The organism is Thermococcus peptonophilus, from assembly GCF_001592435.1.
Classification (GTDB): domain Archaea; phylum Methanobacteriota_B; class Thermococci; order Thermococcales; family Thermococcaceae; genus Thermococcus; species Thermococcus peptonophilus.
In genome coordinates, this window is record NZ_CP014750.1 from 466749 (window position 1) to 484003 (window position 17255).

Genomic DNA, 17255 nt, shown 5'->3' on the forward strand with positions numbered 1-17255 from the left:
TATTAGCTTTTCGATTTGCATCTTAAGGAAACCGCAAAATTTATAAACCCACCCAGATAGGTGATTACGGCGTCGTTGGAGTGGGCCGGTAGCTCAGCCTGGTATGAGCGCCGCCTTGGCAAGGCGGAGGCCCCGGGTTCAAATCCCGGCCGGTCCACCATCCTTGGGTTGGGCCCGTGGTCTAGACTGGTTATGACGCCACCCTGACAAGGTGGAGGTCCGGGGTTCGAATCCCCGCGGGCCCACCACAGAAACTTTTCTGGCGAAAAGTTTCATCAAAGATGGAATGTCTTTTTTTGAACTGTCAACTTTTCAGTGATTCTCTCATCCCAATTAGCAGTTTTCGATGGGTTTGCTCACAATATAACGCTCTTCGAGCGTTAAAAAGAAGAAAACCCGCATTTATCCGCCCATCTCTTAAGAGAATCAAACCGAATCAAGCCAATTCTCAAAGACATTCAATCTTTTGGTGAAGCTTTTGGAAAAAGCTTCAGCGCTGGCGGAAGAAAAGTATGCGTTTTTAATGAGCTGACTTTCAAGCGGGTTTGCCTGCCAGACAGCCAAATCTTATGGGATTTCTCCATAGTATAGCGCTCAAAGAGCGCTAAAAAGAAAGTTGAAATCAAAAACAGCACGGGGATTTTTGAAGTTAAATCCGGGTGAGCTTGCTTCATAGGGAAACATACACTCTCCTACAAGCAAGTTCAAAAAGAAAGGCGTGCTTTTGGTCAAAGATTTTTTTCAAAGCTTGCTGGAAAAATTTGATCGAAGATTGTAGCTCCTATCAAAAGCCAGCGTCAAAGGAAAGAAAACCACTTCTCAAGAATCTTCTTAGCAGGCTCTCACTCAAAAATAAGCCCTTGTAACGTGAAAAATCCCGAACAACTTCCTTACCCAACAATAGCGTTCCTCAGTTCAAACTCCTCAACCAGCTCAAAGGCTCGCCTTTTCTCTTCTCTATTCAGCCTCCGGTTTATCTTGGGATACTCCTTAGCTTTATACTCCGGTCTGTACTGGAACATCACTTTACTCTCGTGTCTTTCCCGATGTTCCCGCCTATCCACTCCAGAACGGCTCGGTGCAACATTCGAGATGACCCGGCATCACGAGGTGGCGTATAAGGAAGTCAGCGCGGTAGTGGCCCTTTGCCAGCAGGAAGTTTCGCGTAACAACCTCCCGGTGGCAGAGAACTTTCGAGTACTTCAGGGCGCACTCGTCACTACCCCACCTGAAGCCCCCGAGATAAATGCCAACAACGCCATCGAGGAGCTCCATCGAGAGCTCGCTCATGTATATGTTGGAGTTCTACACGATTGGGATTGGGACTTCAACGTACTTCAAACTCTGACGGATGAAGGGCAGGTTTGGGGTCGGCTCACCACCAACAAAATTCACGTTCTTAGCGCCGTGAGGGCACACCAAGCTTATCCCCGCGGCCATTTCCTTCGGGCTGAGCCGAACTCCAACCCGGAACTGGCTTATGTCCCAGTTCTGGCAGAAGACGCACCTGAAGTTGCAGCCGGAAAAAAGTGGTATAAGAGAGTACAAGCTCCGGTTCCTCCCCCAAGTGCAGGAAGTTGCTCGTCACGAGGCTCTCTCTAACCCTGCAGTAGCCGGGGCTCTCAAAGCGGTTCACCCTGCACTTAAACTCGCACAGCTCACACGCCTCAAGCGTCCTCTTGGCTATCTCTGCCTTCAGGCCGAGGGGGTTCTTTTCAGGTTTCTCCGTGAAGTCGTTCTCCCTAAGCCTATCCAGTCCTTCATTATGGAGTTCCAACAGTTCTTCGAGAGTTTCCCTCCCACTGAACTCCACCTCAACACGCTTTGCGTGAAAGAAGTTTGGCTCCTCCCTTCCTTCAAGAACCGAGAAGTAGTAGGTGCATTGCCCTCTTCGCTTTTTCAAACTCCTCCCTCATCACTCGGATGTTTGCGTTAGTCCTTAAAAACCTGGCCGACCCGAAATCCCTTTAATTGCCCGTTTCACAGAGGTGCTTGGTGGTAAATATGAAAATTCACTACGAGTGCTTTGCCTGCGCCGCCAACCAGTGTCAGAGGATAGTCGAGATGGGAACCGGTGACCTAGAACTGAGGAAGAAAGGCGTCATCGAGGCAGCCAAGCTGATGGCGAACATCAGTGGAGACTCCGTTCCGGCAATCTTCGGGAGTGAGGTCTTCCTCGGGGTTTACATGGTTATAGGTAACGATGATCCCTTCAGGGAGTACAAGGAGCTCTCCAACAGGCTCGCGGAGAGGGTCGTGAGCGATCTCGAAAAGGAGAAAATAGACCTCAAAACGGCCCTAAAGCTCGCCATCATAGGAAACATGATAGACTTTGCCGTCGGCTACTCCCCTGAGAGGATTGGAGAAGACGTTAGAGCGATGCTCAATGAAAAGCTTTACATTGACCAATCGGAGGAGCTTTTTGAAGCCCTCAGGAACGCAAAGAGCCTCCTCTACCTCACTGACAACTGCGGTGAGATTTACTTCGACAGGCTGTTCCTGAAAAAGCTTAAAGAAGCCTTTCCGCACCTTGAAGTCTACATAGCTGGCAAGGAGGAGCCGATAATAAACGACGCAACAGTTGGAGACCTGAAGAAGGCTGGCTTTAAGGAACTTGGGAATGTCATTTCAACGGGCACGAGAATCGTTGGAGTTCCGCTCGATAGAGTTTCAGAAGAGTTCAGGGCCATCTTCGAAAGTGCTGACGTAATAATAGCGAAGGGCCAGGGCAACTTTGAAACCCTGAGCGAGATAAAGGACGAGAGGGTCTTCTATCTCCTTAAGGCAAAGTGCAGGCCAATAGCGAGGGAGCTGGGTGTGGCACAGGGGAGTTTGGTGTGTATACAGGGTTGATAAGCTAAACAAACTTTCAAGGGCGGAGGAGCTTTTTTCTTCCTGCCTCACCTTTTCCATTATTGACTCCCATATTTCACTTCGGGATACTTAATGTCTGGGAAGTACCTGGAACATGAAATTACTCGATGGTTTCAGCGTTGGCCATGAGCGTGCTCTACTTCGTCCATGGTCTCGCCGTGGACTGGCGAGGTTGACCGGAGTGGAGGCTCATCCTCTCTGTAATCCTCCGCCCTGGAATCCTCCAAGGTATCTATCAAAAATCTTAAATCTTTAAATCCGTGAAAAAAAGGAAAAAGAGGCTTAACGATACAAAGACACCAAAACAAGGGGGGAATCATGGACTACATTAAACGCTTTTACATCTCAGGGTTCCTCCGTATAGCCTTTTATTTAGGTTTCTTTCTGGTTTACCTCCAGGATATGGGTCTCTCAAAGGCCCAGATAGGCTTCCTGATGGGCCTGTCCTTAATTTTGGTTGCTCTTCTTGAGGTGCCAACGGGCGTGGTTGCCGACGAGGTCTCAAAGAAACTAAGCGTTCTGCTCTCCGAGGCTCTATCCCTTCTCTACTCGCTGGTTCTGTACTTAGCAAGCTCTTTCCAGGTAGTTCTCATTTCTATGATAATCGCCGCGCTAGCCACGACCCTCAGAACCGGTGCAGAAACGGCCTGGATTTATGAATTACTCAGCAGGGACGACAGGGCTGAGGAATACCCGAAGGTATACGGAAGACTCAGGGCTTTTGAGATGGCAGGTGGTTTTATCGGGATGATTGCAGGAGGCATACTCGCGGACGCCTTTGGCATGAGGTTTGCCGTACTGATGAGCGCGCCGTTCTTTCTAATATCCCTTATAATTACAGCCACGATTCCAGCGGACACTGTGAAAAGCGAGGCTCCCTACACCCTTCACCTTTCCGAGAGCATAAGGTTCATACGGGATTCTCCCGCGGTCGCTTGGCTTATTGCATATGCAAACCTCATCGGGCTCTCGTTTGCTGCGTTTACGTCTTTCATGCAACTTTACTTCTACGGTTTTCTACCCTCCATTATGGGGGTTTCAATGATTATGGCCCTCCAAACTATCCTCAACAGCGCTTCGTGGTACATAGATGCCGGAAAATACAGGAAAGTGATCTACAATAAAGCCGTCGCTGTGTTAACATTCCTCCTATTTCTCGCCGGCTTAAGTGCGTGGTTTGGCTTTCTCACGATGATCCTTGGCACGTTCGTTTTTACTCAGAGCTTCAAGGAGTGGCAGGCCCGGTTCCACACGGCCATCCCACACGAGAAGAGGGCGACTCTTGGATCCTTGTACTCTCTAACGGCGGCAATAACCAGTGGAGTCTTGAACGTCTTCGTTGGATTCCTATTCGACCGCATTGGAATAATGCATGGGCTTATTATCATATCAGTCTTCGTGGGGGCGTTGTACGGTGTTTTTCAGTTGACCTTTGAAAGGGAATTGTCCAACTGACCAGAACCTCTTACACTCCCCCAGAGGAGGGGGAGCCAGCCAAAACATGATTCTAAACTTTTCCACCGTTGAAAGCACTATTAAAGAACAGGAGTCTTCTCTACGACCCGCAAGGGTATGAGCGCATATAACAAGATCAATCCAAGCGAACAAAAGGTAAAGACTTAAAGACGTCCCTTTATCATCATTATGGCTACCTAGAAGTCCTCACGTGGCCCTCTTCTCCCATTCAGGGAACTTCCAGTTCTTCGTTATTTTTGTTACGTTCCTCACGAGGGCCTTTTCTTGGGGATGCTTTGACACGAGCTCCTCAAGGAAGGAAATAAGCTCGTCGTAGGCAGGTTTGTCTATCGGGAAGGGCACCCTGTCCTTCCCTCCCACTGCATAGGTGAACTTGAACGGGTCGGGAGGGTGAGTCACCGGGTCCTTCCAGCTCGGGTGCACATCGTAGACCAGCTCAAGAACAAGGGAGAGAGCCCTGAGCGTGCTCGGCCCGAGGCCCTTCAAAAGCAGGAACTCTTCGTAGTTGTTAACGCTCATCTCTTTGGCGAATTCCAGTGCCTTCTTGTTGAGCTCAAGCCTTCCAAGGCTTTCATAGCGCTTTATCACGTCCCTCTCCCACGGTTCTCTCGGCTTGTAATAAACGAGTGAACGGTAGCCCCTCGCTATCGCTTTTAGACTTTCGAGCTCCCACTCTATCTTCTCTGGCCTCTCTTGGACAACGTCGAGGAGCGTCTTCTGATACTCTTTCGCCTCCTTTGTGACCGTGTTGAGTGCGAACTCCCTCTGCAGACCGGCGATTGCCTTATGTGGATCGAGGATGAAAGTCTCAGCATCGAACCAGTGAAAGCGCCTCGCCATTCTCTCCCTCTCGTTCATACCCTGCTGGATGACCGCCCAGTTTCCCTCCTCGTCCAGGAAGAAGACGTGGTGGTAAAGCTGGTAGCCCGTCTGAAGCGCCACCGTATCAACCTTCGCAACGAGCCTTGAAGTTCTTATGTAGGGTTCGGGGTCGAGGTCGTAGAGTTTGGAGATAGCCTTTAGCTCCTCCGGCGTTGCCCTACTCCTCTTTCCCTTCCCGCCGGCCGCTTTCACGCCAAGCTCCTCCCTCCAGAGGGCGTCCTTTATCATACCGGCGGTTACGGTCGTGGAGCCAGAAGAGTCCCAGTCCATGCCTATGACGTTGTTGAAGGCCTGGAACCACACCGGGTCGGAGAGCCTCTCAAGGAGCCCCCTTGTGCCGTACTCTTCAACGGCGAGCCTGAGAACTAACTGGGTGAGCTTCCTCATTCTCTGTGCAAGCCATTGTGGAACATGTCCGCCGTGAAGGGGCAAATCCGCGACGTTCCTCATCACATCTGCTTTTGCGTGTCCAGTGTTTTAACCTTTGCTAAGACGGACGAAAATGTTCTTCAATGGCATTTAATTTCACCATGTCCTTGATGGAAAGCCTTTTATCCCTTCGTTTCGATTCCCGTCTGCAGGTTTAAGGTTACGGAGGGTCAGGAATGGGAGTTGAGAAAGTCCCGAAATACGACATACCCACGAAGAAGGTTGACTACGTTTTTATCGAACTCGACAAGATGAAGCCTCACGAGCAGCTCGTACAGAAGGAGCTTGAAGCGTTTATCGAGAGCGTAACCGGCTCCGGAATATTCTGGAAGCCGATGCTCCTCGCCAAGGTTCCTGGCGAGGATATGTACCTCATCGTCGATGGTCACCACCGCTGGGCCGGCCTCCAGAAGCTCGGCGCCAAAAAGGCCCCGTCTGTTATTCTCGACTACTTCAGCGACGACGTGAAGGTCTACACCTGGTATCCGGCATTCAAGGGCGACCTCAACGAGGTGATTGAGAGGCTCAAGGAGGAAGGCCTTGAGGTCATCGAGGATCCGGAGGCTGAGGAGAAGGCCGAGAGGGGAGAGATAGCCTTCGCCCTCGTCGGCGAGAAGAGCTTCGCCATCCCCGGAGGTCTCAACGAGCAGAAGAAGGTCAGCAAGGTTCTCGACGAGATGAGCGTCGAGGGCAGGATAGAGCTCATCTACTACGGCCTCAAGGAGGATGCGAGAGAGGACATGGCCAAGGGTGAGATAGACTACGTCTTCATCAGGAAGGCTCCGAGCAAGGAGGAAGTCATGGAGCTCGTCAAGCGCGGCGAGGTCTACTCCCCAAAGACCACGAGACACGTGCTACCGTTCAACCCAGACAAGATCGACGTGAAGCTCGAAGAGCTGTTCTGATGTCTCTTTCTTCCACTTATTAACAGAAAGTATATAAACCTACACCCCTTAGGTATATGCCACCCGATGATGACGGATCAACCGGCCGAACGGTGACGACATCGGTCTTGTCTGAGGGACACCTACACAGGTACTTACAAAAAAGGGATTTAAAGCCTCGCCGCAAACACTACGATAGGGGATGGGTATGTTAAATGTGTTTAAGCCGAGGGCAGGGCCCTCAAACGATAGCACGCCTTCCTCTAAAGAAAAGCACCATTTTAAGATAGTCCAATTAATCAGGGATATCCCCGAAAAGAGGGCCGTGGTAATAGGCAGGGCCGGCACAGAAGTTCCAGGAAGATGGAGACTAATACCCGTCAGCTCGGTTAAAGGCTATTTTGGACCAAGGGAACTGCACAGAATCCTTGAGGGAATAGTTGAGCACCTGAAAGCCAACCCCAACGTGCCCATTGTCATAGCATGTCCAGAATACCTTGCAATCTACAACGGTTTTGAGAGCTTTATAAAGTTTCTACACATCGTTAGGGACTACGCGATACTAACCGGCGGCAGGGTTTATCTAGTAACGGATCCAATGGCATGGGATCTCAAGCAAATGTCCCTTCTCCGTAGGCTGGAAACTTAAAAAGATATCGTGAATTTTGTATTCCCGGTGTTCCCCGTAATCTAATTCTCCATTTCCATAGTTGGGAGGGCAAAACAAATAACTATGAACAAGGGAAAATCAAAGCTCCCCGTTATCCTTCAGCATCGCCAGGTAGCTCGTGAACGCTCCCGTTGATATCGTGTCTCCGAGGCCGACGGTTGAGACGGGGTTCTGGACGAGCCTCGTCGGAATGATGACGAGCTTGTACTCCTTTGTCCTCAGCCTCCTTTTTGCCTCCTCAAAGCGGAGCTTTACGTATTCACCGCGCTCGTTGTACGGAACGTTCATTCCAACGCTTATCTGATCTGGGGACGTTATGTCCCCAAGGGAAGCCCTCGAAGCAGCAAGAGTTGTTGCCAGTTCGAGGCTCTGCCTGAGCTCCGCCTCGCTCAGCGGGTTGTCGGCGTGGGCGATGTACATGATGTAGTATATCGTGTGTATCTGGAGGAGCTCTAGGTTCATCTCATCGATGAGTATCTTTCCTCCGAGGACCGTGTCCTCAATGCGGTTGTAGGTAAATATCCTCTCCGCGAGCTTGTCGTAGCCCAAAGCGCTGAGAACGTATGCTATCTCCGCCTCGTCCATTCCAACGCTGTCCACGAGTGGGAAAAGGTTGTATATCACCTTCTTTCTCAGCTCGCGGTTTTGAATTGAGGCGAACTCAAGGTGAACCTTGACGTCCTTCTCGCGCTTGAGCAGGAGTATGTCCTTTTTAGCCTCCCTGAGGTAGTAGTTGGCGTCCTTCCCCTCCGAATAGCGGAGCTTTATGCCCTGATACCCCGACAGGATCGCGCCGTCAACGCGCTGGCCGATCTCGGGGAGGAAGGACTTCAGCTCGGGCTCGGTGTATATCCTTATGCTCTCGAAGCGGGCCGAAACGATGAACCTACCCGAGAAGGGAACTGTTATCGTCTCGTTCCCGAGCCTGAAAGTCGTCCCTGCCCTGAACTCAAAAATCCTGTTTACCTTAACCGGGTCGTTCTCGCGGTAGGCCTCCCAGGGGTGCTTGAGAACCAGCTTCCCGTTCTCGACAACAGGGTAGAAGAGGTTCGGCTTCTTAACGAACATCTCAGCTTGCCTCTTGGCCAGGTGGGGAGTGTATACGAGAACCTCCCTGAAGTCGAGGTTTGCAAGGAGGTTGGCTATTATTCCTGCCTGACCGCCCATCCTCTCAACGTCGTACTTGAAGTGAGAATCAAACCATGCCTGGAGCTCCTCGTTTACAAGGGGCACTGCCATTGGTTTCCCCGTCTTAAGGGCGTGGACGAGCCTCGCAACGAAGTCCAGGGGTTCGTTTATCTCCCTCGGATACTCCTCCATCCTTCTCTTCACGGCCTCGGCGCCGAACTCGTCTATCAGCCTCTGAACGGTCTTGCCGTTAAGGTAGACTATCGCGTCAACGTTCGTGTTGTATGCTGTGAACATCGAAAGTTCCCTTGCCTTATCAAGGAGCTCCCTGACCATGTGTATCACCCTCAGTGACTAACGATGTTGAAATGGTGACCTGTCTTAAAAGGATTTCGGAAGAGGTTGCAGGAGAAGAGGAAAGCTCAGTACTCTGTAAAAAGCCTTCCAAGCTCCGGAATCTTCTCCATGATGTCCATCTCTCTCAGAGCGAGCCATAGGGATGCCTGGTTGCTCGTAACGACCGGGACACCGAGGTCTTCCTCAAGGGCCTCAATTATTTCGAAGGTTCTCCAGTTGGTGCAGCTGATGAAGATTGCATCAGCTTCGTCTATGAAGCTCGCTTTAGCCAGGAGGTAGGCCTCGTAGGGCTCGAGCCTGCCGATTTTTAGGTTGTCCCCTATGCCGAGGCCCCTGATGTCCAGAACCTCGAACTCGTTGGCCTCAAGGAACTCCTTTTCTCGCTGATTTATCTCGTCGGTGTAGGGAGTTATGACGAGTATTGACTGAGCATCGAGGATTTTGAGGGCCTCAATAACGGCGGTGCTCGTGCTTATGACCGGGACTTTAACCTCGTCCTCTATCTTCGCCTCGAGCTCCTTCTCGTAGTCCTTTCCGCCAATGAAGGAGCCGCTCGTGCACCCGTATAAGATGAGTTCAACGTCGGCATCCCTCAACAGCTTCGCACTCTCCACGGCGAGGGAGCTCATCTTGACGAGCTCCTCTTCCGTAACGTTCCTCAGGGGCATCCTCGATGTGTGAAGTGAAACGCCCTCGGGCAGGTAATTGTGAAGCTCCATCTCCATCGTCGTGTTTGAAGATGGAACTATAAGGCCGAGCCTTCCGCGCCATCCGTACATGTCTTTCACCTTAAAGGAGTTTGAAAAGGGGCTATTAAACCTTTGGTTCTAAAAATTTTGATAAGCCCCTCACCCATCTCTCCTTGGGGGGGACGACAATGGAGCTTGACGAAGCTATTATGAAACGCGCGTCCGTGAGGTATTTCTCGGAGGAACCCGTCAGCGACGATGAGATAAGGGCGCTCATAGAGGCCGCTATAAGGGCACCCACAGCCAGCGGGCTTGAGAACTGGCTCTTCGCCGTATTCAAGAGTGAGAAAGCGCGGAAGAAAATCTACGACCTAATCGGGGAGGGCATGGTAGAGTACTATCGTGCCGTGAACCTGCCGGAGGAGAAAATTGAGAAGCTCAGGAAGAGAATCTATGAAGAGGGAATGTACCGGGCACCAGTCTACATCGCCGTCTTTATCGATAGGGGGATTCGCTTCCTTAAGGGGCGGGAGTTTGACGAGGTCGAGTTCATCTGGAGCGTGGAGAGCGCGGCGATGGCCATCCAAAACCTTATGCTTAAGGCGGTGGAGCTCGGCCTCGGGACGGTGTACATCGGCGTGACAAACTTCAGGGAGATTGAGGAGAAAGTCAGAGAGCTTGCCGGTCTGGATGAGAACTACTACCTTGTGGGAGTCATCCCCGTTGGAAGGCCGAGGGATGATGTGAAACCCCGGAAGAGGAAGAAGAACTTGGATGAGGTTATGAGAGTGTTATGAAAGAGCTCCACAAACTTTTTTATTCCCTTTTCCTCTATGTGTTCAGGTGAAAGGATGATAGAGTTCGTCATAGCCCTTGGCCTCGTGGGCGGCTGGCTAACAATGACGTCGACACTCTTCCTGATGCTCGGTTTTGGGAGGATGTGGGGGTTAGCCGGCGTGCTGATTCTCGTGGGCTTTATCCTGATCAATCAAAAAATGAAGAGAAAATACATGCAGATGATCGTGAACGCCACTCCCAAGGCAAGGGAACTTGCCCGGCATATATTCGAGATGAACGAGCTGATACTGCTCTCATCTTACATACTCGGCCTGGTCCTCTACGAGGTCATCCAGAAGTACGTTGAGATAGTGATAAAGGCTCCAGTGGGGTGAGGTCATGTTCAACGTGGTAATCGTGAGGTACGGCGAGATTGGGACGAAGTCAAGGCAGACCAGAAGGTGGTTTGAGAACATACTCATGAACAACATCAGGGAGGCTCTCGTGAGCGAGGAGGTCGACTTCAAGAAAGTGGAGGCAAAGCACGGCAGAGTCCTCGTAAGAACCAACAGGGCCAAAGAAGCTGTCGAAGTCCTCACTAGGGTCTTTGGAATAGTGTCGCTTTCACCTGCAATGGAAGTCGATGCTGAGCTTGAGAAGATCAACAAGACCTCCCTCAAGCTCTTCAGGAAGAAAAAGAGGGAGCTCAACCTTGAAAAACCGAAGTTTAGGGTCACCGCGAGGAGGATAACTAAAGAGTTCCCGCTGAAGAGTCCCGAAATCCAGGCCAAGGTAGGGGAGTACATCCTCGAAAACGAGGAGAGTGAAGTCAATCTGCACGAATACGACATCGAGGTCGGCGTTGAGCTGATGGAGAGGAAGGCCTACATCTTCGTTGACAAAATCAGGGCCTGGGGAGGACTCCCGATAGGGACGCAGGGCAGGGTCGTTGCACTGCTCAGCGGCGGCATAGACTCGCCAGTTGCAGCGTTCCTGATGATGAAGCGTGGCGTTGAGGTCATCCCGGTTCACATATACATGGGCGAGAAGACCCTTGAAAAGGTGCGCAAAATATGGAACCAGCTCAAGAAGTACCACTACGGCGGAAAGGCCGAGCTCATCGTCGTAAAGCCGCAGAACAGAGAGGAGATGCTGAAGAAAATCAAGGAGCTCGGAAAGGAGAAGTACACCTGCGTCCTGTGCAAGTTCATGATGGTTAAGCACGCGGACAGGATAGCGAAGGAGTTTGGTGCGAAGGGAATAGTCATGGGCGACTCGCTCGGGCAGGTGGCAAGCCAGACACTTGAGAATATGTACATCGTCAGCCAGGCGAGCGACCTGCCGATCTACCGTCCGCTCATAGGCCTCGACAAGGAGGAGATAGTCAACATAGCGAAGAAGATAGGCACGTTCGAGCTTTCGACCCTCCCTGAGGACGAGATACCGTTCATCCCCAAGCACCCTGTGATAAGAGGCTCGTGGGAGGAGTTCAGAAAGATTTACAGGGCGATATTCGGAGAAGACCCGGAGAAGAGGGAGTGCTGAGGTGATAGTATGAACATGACAAGGCTCGGCGGCTACATCGCGCTAGCCCTTCCCTTCATTTTCACCGTTGGGCTTTCAATAGTGATCCACCACAACCCCTGGTTCTCCTTCACTGACAACGCCCTCAGCGACATGGGTTCCCTTAAAAATCCCGCTCGCTGGTGGTTCAACGGCTTCCTGATGGTTTATGCGCTGATAACACTGATTCCAGCAATAGCGGCATTCAGAAACGGGCTCAGCTACCTAATGCCAGCGGCGGCGGTTTTTCTGTTCCTTGTTGGAGTCTTTCCCGAAGAAAAGGCCCTCCACGCACCATCGGCGGTTCTCTTCTACATCCTGGCGCTGACCGATATAGCGATAATCGGCATCAAACTAGGGCGCTCCGGAGTGAAGTTCGGCTACCTGTGGAGCATCCTGGCAGTTGCAACTTTCTTTGCGATGCTCTATCTAACGCGGGTTTTCAAGGGACTTGCAATCCCTGAACTTGTTGGTGCCACCACTATAATGGCATGGTTCGTTTACATCGGCCTCTTACTTCTCAAAGGTTTCAAACTTTAGGTTCTGGAAAGAGCCTTAAATGGGTCTCCAAAGAGGATAGACTATGAGGGCCGTTGCCCTGCTCAGTTCGGGCATTGATTCACCTGTGGCCATTTACCTGATGCTGAAAAAGGGAGTGGAGATGACTCCCATTCACTTCAGACAGGACTCCATCAAGGAGGAAAAGGTCTCAGAGATAGTCGAGGTTCTCAAGCGCTACGGGAAGCTTAACGACCCAATCATCGTGAACTTCTCGGAAGAGCACGTTCCAGCCTTTGAAAAGCTGGAAGAACTCGGAAAAATCCGATACACCTGCGTTCTGTGCAAGTGGCTGATGCTGAGGAAAGCCTGCAGGATCGGCCATGAAATCGGAGCGAACGCAATAATAACGGGCGATTCCCTCGGACAGGTCGCTTCCCAGACCCTCGACAACCTGATGGTTGTGAGCACTGCCAGCGACATACCAATCCTAAGGCCGCTCATAGGGTTTGATAAGGAGGATATCGTTAGAATAGCAAAGGAAATAGGAACGTTTGATATCAGCTCAAGGGAAGAACCCCCATGCCCATTTACTCCCAGGTATCCAGTTATAAGAGCATCTCCCTCGGAGTTTTCGAAAATCTTGAAAGAGATTGACATGCTTTCTATTTAGGTTGCCCCCACCTGTTAATGGCCGAGTACCGGCAGAATAAATTTTATAAGTTCGCCTCGAAGAGCCAGATGAAGGTACCAACAGAAATTAAATCATTAACTCTTGGTGATGAGAAGTGAGAGAACAACTATACGAGGGCGTCAAGTCGAGAGTCACCAAAGACATTCTCGTGCGTCTAAATGCATTTCTTCTGAGTTACTTTGGATGGATGTTTTTCAGTATCCTATATATATACATCGGACGGTGGAGTATTGACGTAACAGAGCAATTTCTAAAGCTCCCTTTCACCTCCCGTGATTTCGTTCTGGCTGTATTAAACACAACGAAAAGCATTCCACCCGTGTATCATCTCCTAAACGCAGTTTACTACCTTGGATTCGCTGGGTCTATAGCGTTTATGGTTCTCTATGTCCTTATCTACCTCAAAGATTTCCAAACATCAGATGAACTGCTCGCTAGATACTTCATTGCCTACGCCGTGGCAGGAGCAATCTATTTGATGTTCCATATTTACGCCCCACACTACGTTTACAACATTCCGGGATATGACACCGACAGCCTCTTTACACGACAGGAGTTTGTACTGCCCTCGCTTCACAACACATTCGCGGCTATTCACATAATCACCATATGGAAATACCGGAAAAGGCTTGGAGGGAAGGCACTTTTAGCCATCAACACACTAATTCCCTTTGCAACAGTGTTCTTAATTCACCACTGGATATACGATGTCTTGACAGGGTTTCTCCTTGCGTGGGCGATTTCATCGCTGACCAATGGATGGATCGCAAAAATACCAGAAACCCTATACCAGCTGGAGATTAAATCCTTGAGCGCCGTTACCATACTGAATTTTTTGCTGGCTGCCTTTTTGCTGTTGTTTGCCCTAGATCCTCAGAAGTGGATACTACTGCTCAGGGCGCTACTGAGCCAGCCGTGAGGAAAAAACTTATAAATCGCTCTTCCCCCATTTTTAAACGTGCCGGGGTAGCCTAGCTCGGCAGGGCGGCGGACTCGTAATCCGCAGGTCCCGGGTTCAAATCCCGGTCCCGGCTCCATTATATTGCCAGAAGGCAACCCTTTTATTCCCTTCTGCCCTCTATCGCCACCAAGTAGTGTTAGATAAAACTCTCCTTTACTGGGCTATTGCCAGACTATTTTCCCGTCCGTTACTCCTTCAGGATAATAGTATCAAAGTGATTCCCTGCCAGTATCTAAGAAGGGGTAGCCCCAACGTCAGTTATGCAGACACTCACTGGAGCATCGGCATGAATTTCAGCAACAGTTGTTTCAGACCCAGAAAGTTGTATGTTCCACCCTCTTCAAGAACAGCAGATTCGCTGATTGAATTAAAAGTTAGTTGGGAAAGCCACTGCAAACACCCAGACAAGCACTGCTCCTGAGAGCACCACTGCAACAAGCCGCTTGTACCCTCTTGCACCTATTGACATGTTGAGCATTATGCAACCCTTATTGTAGATATAACAAAAACCCTTTATAAACCTTGGAGTTTAATTAATTTAAAACCTTACAGAATTTTTAAAAGGTTAAAGGAATCTGATAAGCCTGTAGCTGACAATAAAATGTGTAATAAGCCCAATTTGAAAAGTTTCAAAAAGTACCATCACCAGCTAAAGAGGACTTTCAAAAACCGGAATACATCTTCCATTTTAAAATGTCCAGTCTGTACTCCGTATACCATACTGACAGGAACCTCTGCTATTTTCGCCCCCATTTTTGCAGCTTTTATCAACATCTCGGTTTCTACCTCGTAGCGGTCGCTCTCTATCTCGGGAAGGAACTCCCGCCTATACGCTCTAAAGCCGCTCTGGGTGTCGTAGACGTAAGTTCCAATCTTCAGCCTGATGAGCCTTGTCGTTATTATGTTACTCAGTCTCCTGTGGAGCGGCCTCCTTCCCTGCACTTCGACCTTCCTTGCACCGATTACGAGGTCTGCCCTGCCCTCAACTACATGCTTCACAAGCTTTTCAATCTCCTCCGGAAGATGCTGGCCGTCGGCGTCCATGAAGACCACGATGTCTCCGGCGACGTGCTTTATTCCTTCCCTCATAGCACAGCCCTTACCGCAGTTCTGCTCAAGCCTGAAGACCTTAACCCTTGGATCTTTTTCAGAAAAGGAAATAGCAGAAGGATAAGTGCCGTCAGACGAGCCGTCATCAACGACAATAATCTCGTCAACGAACTCAGGAACCCTCTCAAGGACTTTCGGGAGCCGCCTCTCCTCATTATATGCTGGGATTACCACGCTTATTCTCATGCCACCGAGCATTACTCGTCCTCCAGGCGTTCAAGGGCCTTCCTCTTCTTCCTCTCGAAGTCGTCCTTGTCGAGGAACTCCCAGTAGTGCTCCCTGGCCGGGAACTTTCCCTCCTTAACCTCCTCGCGGTAGTTTTCGAGGGCGAGCTGGATTATACTTGCCAAATCCGCGTACTTCTTGACGAAGGGTGGGACATTCTCGTAGATGCCCAGGAGGTCGTGCCAGACGAGAACCTGGCCGTCGACCCACGGGCCAGAGCCTATGCCGATGGTTGGGATAGAAACCTCCTCCGTGACGAGCTTTGCAACATCCGCCAGCGTGAACTCAAGGACAACGGCAAAAGCGCCTGCCTTTTCAAGGGCCTTGGCATCTCGCAGGATTTCCTCGATTTCTTCCTCGGTCTCGCCCATCAGCCTGTAGCCGCCGAGGCGGAGGTAGCGCTGAGGGGTAAGCCCTGTGTGGCCCATGACGGGAATTCCTATACGGACGAGCTTTTTGACAAGCTTTTTGTGGTCGTAGCCGCCCTCTATCTTTACAGCATCAGCACCCGCCTGAATGAGCCTAACAGCGTTTTTGACACCCTCCTCGACGCTGGCCTCATAGCTCCCAAAGGGCATGTCCGCTAAAACGAGTGCCCTCTTAACGGCCCTCGCAACTGCCCGCGTGTGGAAAACCATCTGCTCCATGCTGACGTTGAGAGTGTTTGGTTCACCGTAGATGACCATCCCGACCGAGTCTCCGACGAAGACTATATCCATTCCCGCCTTGTCGGCGAGAAGAGCGGAGGGATAATCGTAAGCCGTCACCATCGCAATCTTTTCCTTCCCCTTCATCTCGATTATCTTCTTCGGCGTTATCTCCCTCATGTCACCACCCCTACCCTTTCGACGGCGGCCTAATTAACGGTTTCGATGGGTTTATATACCGACGTAGGTAAATACTGACAGGTGGGACTATGGGTAAAGTCAAAACGAGCGTGTACATAGATGAGGAGCTGTGGAGGGAGTTTAAGGAGCTCGCCCAGAGGGAGAACAGCGAGGTGAGCAAGCTCCTTGAGGAGGCCCTCATGAACTACCTCATAAACGAGGTGCTCAAGGATATCGATGATTCAAAAATCCCCCTGTGGTTCGAACCTCTAGACGTTCCAAAAGAGGACAGCGGAAAGCTCGTGAGGGAGATGCGGGATGAGAGGGAGAAAAGTCTACTTGGACAGTAGCGCCATCCTGAAGAGGTACCTAAACGAGGAGTACAGCGAGATTGTGGTGGATATATTCAAATCAGCTTACAGGGGGGAAGTGAAACTCACCTTCAGCTTCTGGAACATTGGTGAGGTTCTCGGCATCTTTGACAAAAGGCTCAGACGCAGCACTCTTGATCCCGAGGAATACCAGTTCCTCAAGACTGCTTTCCTGGCAGAAGTGAAGCGCTTTACCCGGCTGGGAGTCCTTGAGATAGTGCCCGTTCACTCCCTCCTTTTGGCTGATGCATGGAAGCTAGTCGAGAAGTACCACATCTACCAGGCAGACGCCCTCCAGATAGTCTCTGCAAAGCGCGTTAATGCTTCAGAATTTTATACCGCAGACAAGAGGCTCCACAGTGCAGCCCTAAACGAGGGTCTGAACTCAAAACTCCTTGGGGGTGAATAAAGTGCGGGAGTGGGAGCACTACGAGCACACTGCCGATATAGGCGTTCGCGGTTACGGCTCAACACTGGAGGAGGCATTCGAGGCCGTTGCACTCGGTCTCTTCGACGTTATGGTGGACGTCAGGGAAGTTGAGCCGAGAGAGTGTAGGGAAGTTGAAGTTGAAGAGGAAGATCTAGAGGCACTCCTCTACAGCTTCCTCGAGGAGCTTTTGGTTCTCCACGACATGGAGGGTCTGGTTTTCGGGGACGTTAAGGTTGGGATAGAGAAGACTGAGAACGGCTACAAACTCAAGGCCAAGGCCTGCGGTGAGCCGCTCGATCCGGAGAAGCACGGGCCGAAAGAGGAAGTCAAGGCAATAACTTACCATGACATGAAGATTGAGAGGCTCCCGGACGGAAGATGGATGGCTCAGTTCGTTCCGGACCTGTGAG

The 17255-nt window shown here is 50.8% G+C and carries 22 protein-coding genes and 3 tRNA genes; 16 read left to right on the forward strand and 9 right to left on the reverse strand.

Going from position 1 to position 17255, the window contains the following annotated elements:
• Nucleotides 1–82: 82 nt before the first annotated feature.
• Nucleotides 83–160, forward strand: a tRNA-Ala gene (locus A0127_RS02400).
• Nucleotides 161–170: 10 nt separating this feature from the next.
• Nucleotides 171–248, forward strand: a tRNA-Val gene (locus A0127_RS02405).
• Between the two features lie 642 nt (nucleotides 249–890).
• Here A0127_RS02405 and A0127_RS10855 read toward each other — a convergent pair.
• The 4 genes from A0127_RS10855 to A0127_RS10870 are packed head-to-tail and all read right to left on the reverse strand — an operon-like array spanning nucleotide 891 to nucleotide 1903.
• Nucleotides 891–1022, reverse strand: a complete 132-nt coding sequence (locus tag A0127_RS10855; protein ID WP_331710453.1) for a hypothetical protein — start codon at nucleotides 1020–1022, stop codon at nucleotides 891–893.
• 34 nt (nucleotides 1023–1056) lie between these two features.
• The gene (locus tag A0127_RS10860) at nucleotides 1057–1290 is read right to left on the reverse strand and encodes a hypothetical protein (RefSeq protein ID WP_331710454.1); all 234 of its coding nucleotides are present in this window, start codon (nucleotides 1288–1290) and stop codon (nucleotides 1057–1059) included.
• 15 nt (nucleotides 1291–1305) lie between these two features.
• Nucleotides 1306–1482, reverse strand: coding sequence for a hypothetical protein (locus A0127_RS10865; RefSeq protein ID WP_331710461.1), 177 nt, complete (start codon nucleotides 1480–1482; stop codon nucleotides 1306–1308).
• On the reverse strand, nucleotides 1400–1903 hold the full coding sequence (locus A0127_RS10870) for a hypothetical protein (protein ID WP_331710462.1): 504 nt from the start codon (nucleotides 1901–1903) through the stop codon (nucleotides 1400–1402). The genes A0127_RS10865 and A0127_RS10870 overlap by 83 nt, the downstream gene beginning before the upstream one ends.
• Before the next feature lie 101 nt (nucleotides 1904–2004).
• Here A0127_RS10870 and A0127_RS02415 point away from each other — a divergent pair, with 101 nt between their 5' ends.
• Nucleotides 2005–2853: a damage-control phosphatase gene (locus tag A0127_RS02415; RefSeq protein WP_062387514.1), complete on the forward strand. Its 849-nt coding sequence runs from the start codon at nucleotides 2005–2007 to the stop codon at nucleotides 2851–2853.
• A 339-nt stretch (nucleotides 2854–3192) separates the two neighbouring features.
• Nucleotides 3193–4329, forward strand: a complete 1137-nt coding sequence (locus tag A0127_RS02420; RefSeq protein ID WP_062387517.1) for an MFS transporter — start codon at nucleotides 3193–3195, stop codon at nucleotides 4327–4329.
• 207 nt (nucleotides 4330–4536) lie between these two features.
• Here A0127_RS02420 and A0127_RS02425 read toward each other — a convergent pair whose 3' ends face one another.
• Nucleotides 4537–5682, reverse strand: a complete 1146-nt coding sequence (locus A0127_RS02425) for a DUF763 domain-containing protein (protein ID WP_062387519.1) — start codon at nucleotides 5680–5682, stop codon at nucleotides 4537–4539.
• Between the two features lie 155 nt (nucleotides 5683–5837).
• Here A0127_RS02425 and serK point away from each other — a divergent pair, with 155 nt between their 5' ends.
• Together serK and A0127_RS02435 are read left to right on the forward strand one after the other, a co-directional pair.
• Complete coding sequence (gene serK, locus A0127_RS02430; RefSeq protein ID WP_062387521.1) at nucleotides 5838–6566, forward strand: L-serine kinase SerK; 729 nt, start codon at nucleotides 5838–5840, stop codon at nucleotides 6564–6566.
• Between the two features lie 181 nt (nucleotides 6567–6747).
• The gene (locus tag A0127_RS02435) at nucleotides 6748–7194 is read left to right on the forward strand and encodes a DUF835 domain-containing protein (protein WP_231855789.1); all 447 of its coding nucleotides are present in this window, start codon (nucleotides 6748–6750) and stop codon (nucleotides 7192–7194) included.
• Nucleotides 7195–7293: 99 nt separating this feature from the next.
• On the opposite strand, the gene pfkC is transcribed toward A0127_RS02435, so the two are convergent.
• A complete protein-coding gene (gene pfkC, locus A0127_RS02440) occupies nucleotides 7294–8679 on the reverse strand; it encodes an ADP-specific phosphofructokinase (protein WP_062387527.1) in 1386 nt (461 codons plus the stop codon).
• An 86-nt stretch (nucleotides 8680–8765) separates the two neighbouring features.
• Entirely contained in the window at nucleotides 8766–9479 is a 714-nt protein-coding gene (locus A0127_RS02445) for a maleate cis-trans isomerase family protein (RefSeq protein WP_062387530.1), read from the reverse strand.
• Nucleotides 9480–9577: 98 nt separating this feature from the next.
• Between A0127_RS02445 and A0127_RS02450 the strand changes: the two genes are divergently transcribed.
• The 7 genes from A0127_RS02450 (at nucleotide 9578) to A0127_RS02480 (ending at nucleotide 13958) form a co-directional block, all read left to right on the forward strand.
• Entirely contained in the window at nucleotides 9578–10186 is a 609-nt protein-coding gene (locus A0127_RS02450; RefSeq protein WP_062387533.1) for a nitroreductase family protein, read from the forward strand.
• Between the two features lie 54 nt (nucleotides 10187–10240).
• Nucleotides 10241–10561, forward strand: coding sequence for a hypothetical protein (locus tag A0127_RS02455; protein ID WP_062387536.1), 321 nt, complete (start codon nucleotides 10241–10243; stop codon nucleotides 10559–10561).
• Nucleotides 10562–10565: 4 nt separating this feature from the next.
• The gene (gene thiI, locus A0127_RS02460; RefSeq protein ID WP_062387539.1) at nucleotides 10566–11711 is read left to right on the forward strand and encodes a tRNA uracil 4-sulfurtransferase ThiI; all 1146 of its coding nucleotides are present in this window, start codon (nucleotides 10566–10568) and stop codon (nucleotides 11709–11711) included.
• A 9-nt stretch (nucleotides 11712–11720) separates the two neighbouring features.
• Nucleotides 11721–12269, forward strand: a complete 549-nt coding sequence (locus A0127_RS02465; RefSeq protein ID WP_054841215.1) for a DUF998 domain-containing protein — start codon at nucleotides 11721–11723, stop codon at nucleotides 12267–12269.
• Nucleotides 12270–12312: 43 nt separating this feature from the next.
• Nucleotides 12313–12900 (forward strand): 7-cyano-7-deazaguanine synthase, encoded by a 588-nt coding sequence (locus A0127_RS02470; RefSeq protein WP_062387542.1) that lies wholly within the window; start codon nucleotides 12313–12315, stop codon nucleotides 12898–12900.
• A 115-nt stretch (nucleotides 12901–13015) separates the two neighbouring features.
• Nucleotides 13016–13840, forward strand: coding sequence for a phosphatase PAP2 family protein (locus A0127_RS02475; protein ID WP_054841217.1), 825 nt, complete (start codon nucleotides 13016–13018; stop codon nucleotides 13838–13840).
• Between the two features lie 41 nt (nucleotides 13841–13881).
• Nucleotides 13882–13958 (forward strand) — tRNA-Thr (locus A0127_RS02480).
• A 566-nt stretch (nucleotides 13959–14524) separates the two neighbouring features.
• Here the strand turns inward: A0127_RS02480 and A0127_RS02485 are convergent.
• Together A0127_RS02485 and panB are read right to left on the reverse strand one after the other, a co-directional pair.
• A complete protein-coding gene (locus A0127_RS02485; RefSeq protein WP_062387545.1) occupies nucleotides 14525–15190 on the reverse strand; it encodes a glycosyltransferase family 2 protein in 666 nt (221 codons plus the stop codon).
• Nucleotides 15190–16044, reverse strand: a complete 855-nt coding sequence (gene panB / locus A0127_RS02490; protein ID WP_062387548.1) for a 3-methyl-2-oxobutanoate hydroxymethyltransferase — start codon at nucleotides 16042–16044, stop codon at nucleotides 15190–15192. The genes A0127_RS02485 and panB overlap by 1 nt, the downstream gene beginning before the upstream one ends.
• A gap of 89 nt (nucleotides 16045–16133) precedes the next feature.
• Here panB and A0127_RS02495 point away from each other — a divergent pair, with 89 nt between their 5' ends.
• The 3 genes from A0127_RS02495 to A0127_RS02505 are packed head-to-tail and all read left to right on the forward strand — an operon-like array spanning nucleotide 16134 to nucleotide 17254.
• The gene (locus tag A0127_RS02495; RefSeq protein WP_062387552.1) at nucleotides 16134–16394 is read left to right on the forward strand and encodes a ribbon-helix-helix protein, CopG family; all 261 of its coding nucleotides are present in this window, start codon (nucleotides 16134–16136) and stop codon (nucleotides 16392–16394) included.
• On the forward strand, nucleotides 16363–16824 hold the full coding sequence (locus A0127_RS02500; protein WP_062387555.1) for a type II toxin-antitoxin system VapC family toxin: 462 nt from the start codon (nucleotides 16363–16365) through the stop codon (nucleotides 16822–16824). Before A0127_RS02495 ends, A0127_RS02500 begins: the two co-directional genes overlap by 32 nt.
• 1 nt (nucleotide 16825) lies before the next feature.
• Nucleotides 16826–17254, forward strand: coding sequence for an archease (locus tag A0127_RS02505; protein WP_062387558.1), 429 nt, complete (start codon nucleotides 16826–16828; stop codon nucleotides 17252–17254).
• The last annotated feature ends 1 nt before the right edge of the window (nucleotide 17255 follow it).

Coding starts and splice junctions, on each gene's coding strand:
- A0127_RS10855 (WP_331710453.1), bottom strand. CDS start 1,022: ATGTTCCAGTACAGACCGGAGTATAAAGCTAAGGAGTATCCCAAGATA.
- A0127_RS10860 (WP_331710454.1), bottom strand. CDS start 1,290: ATGAGCGAGCTCTCGATGGAGCTCCTCGATGGCGTTGTTGGCATTTAT.
- A0127_RS02415 (WP_062387514.1), top strand. CDS start 2,005: ATGAAAATTCACTACGAGTGCTTTGCCTGCGCCGCCAACCAGTGTCAG.
- A0127_RS02420 (WP_062387517.1), top strand. CDS start 3,193: ATGGACTACATTAAACGCTTTTACATCTCAGGGTTCCTCCGTATAGCC.
- A0127_RS02425 (WP_062387519.1), bottom strand. CDS start 5,682: ATGAGGAACGTCGCGGATTTGCCCCTTCACGGCGGACATGTTCCACAA.
- serK (WP_062387521.1), top strand. CDS start 5,838: ATGGGAGTTGAGAAAGTCCCGAAATACGACATACCCACGAAGAAGGTT.
- A0127_RS02435 (WP_231855789.1), top strand. CDS start 6,748: ATGGGTATGTTAAATGTGTTTAAGCCGAGGGCAGGGCCCTCAAACGAT.
- pfkC (WP_062387527.1), bottom strand. CDS start 8,679: ATGGTCAGGGAGCTCCTTGATAAGGCAAGGGAACTTTCGATGTTCACA.
- A0127_RS02445 (WP_062387530.1), bottom strand. CDS start 9,479: ATGTACGGATGGCGCGGAAGGCTCGGCCTTATAGTTCCATCTTCAAAC.
- A0127_RS02450 (WP_062387533.1), top strand. CDS start 9,578: ATGGAGCTTGACGAAGCTATTATGAAACGCGCGTCCGTGAGGTATTTC.
- A0127_RS02455 (WP_062387536.1), top strand. CDS start 10,241: ATGATAGAGTTCGTCATAGCCCTTGGCCTCGTGGGCGGCTGGCTAACA.
- thiI (WP_062387539.1), top strand. CDS start 10,566: ATGTTCAACGTGGTAATCGTGAGGTACGGCGAGATTGGGACGAAGTCA.
- A0127_RS02465 (WP_054841215.1), top strand. CDS start 11,721: ATGAACATGACAAGGCTCGGCGGCTACATCGCGCTAGCCCTTCCCTTC.
- A0127_RS02470 (WP_062387542.1), top strand. CDS start 12,313: ATGAGGGCCGTTGCCCTGCTCAGTTCGGGCATTGATTCACCTGTGGCC.
- A0127_RS02485 (WP_062387545.1), bottom strand. CDS start 15,190: ATGCTCGGTGGCATGAGAATAAGCGTGGTAATCCCAGCATATAATGAG.
- panB (WP_062387548.1), bottom strand. CDS start 16,044: ATGAGGGAGATAACGCCGAAGAAGATAATCGAGATGAAGGGGAAGGAA.
- A0127_RS02495 (WP_062387552.1), top strand. CDS start 16,134: ATGGGTAAAGTCAAAACGAGCGTGTACATAGATGAGGAGCTGTGGAGG.
- A0127_RS02500 (WP_062387555.1), top strand. CDS start 16,363: ATGAGAGGGAGAAAAGTCTACTTGGACAGTAGCGCCATCCTGAAGAGG.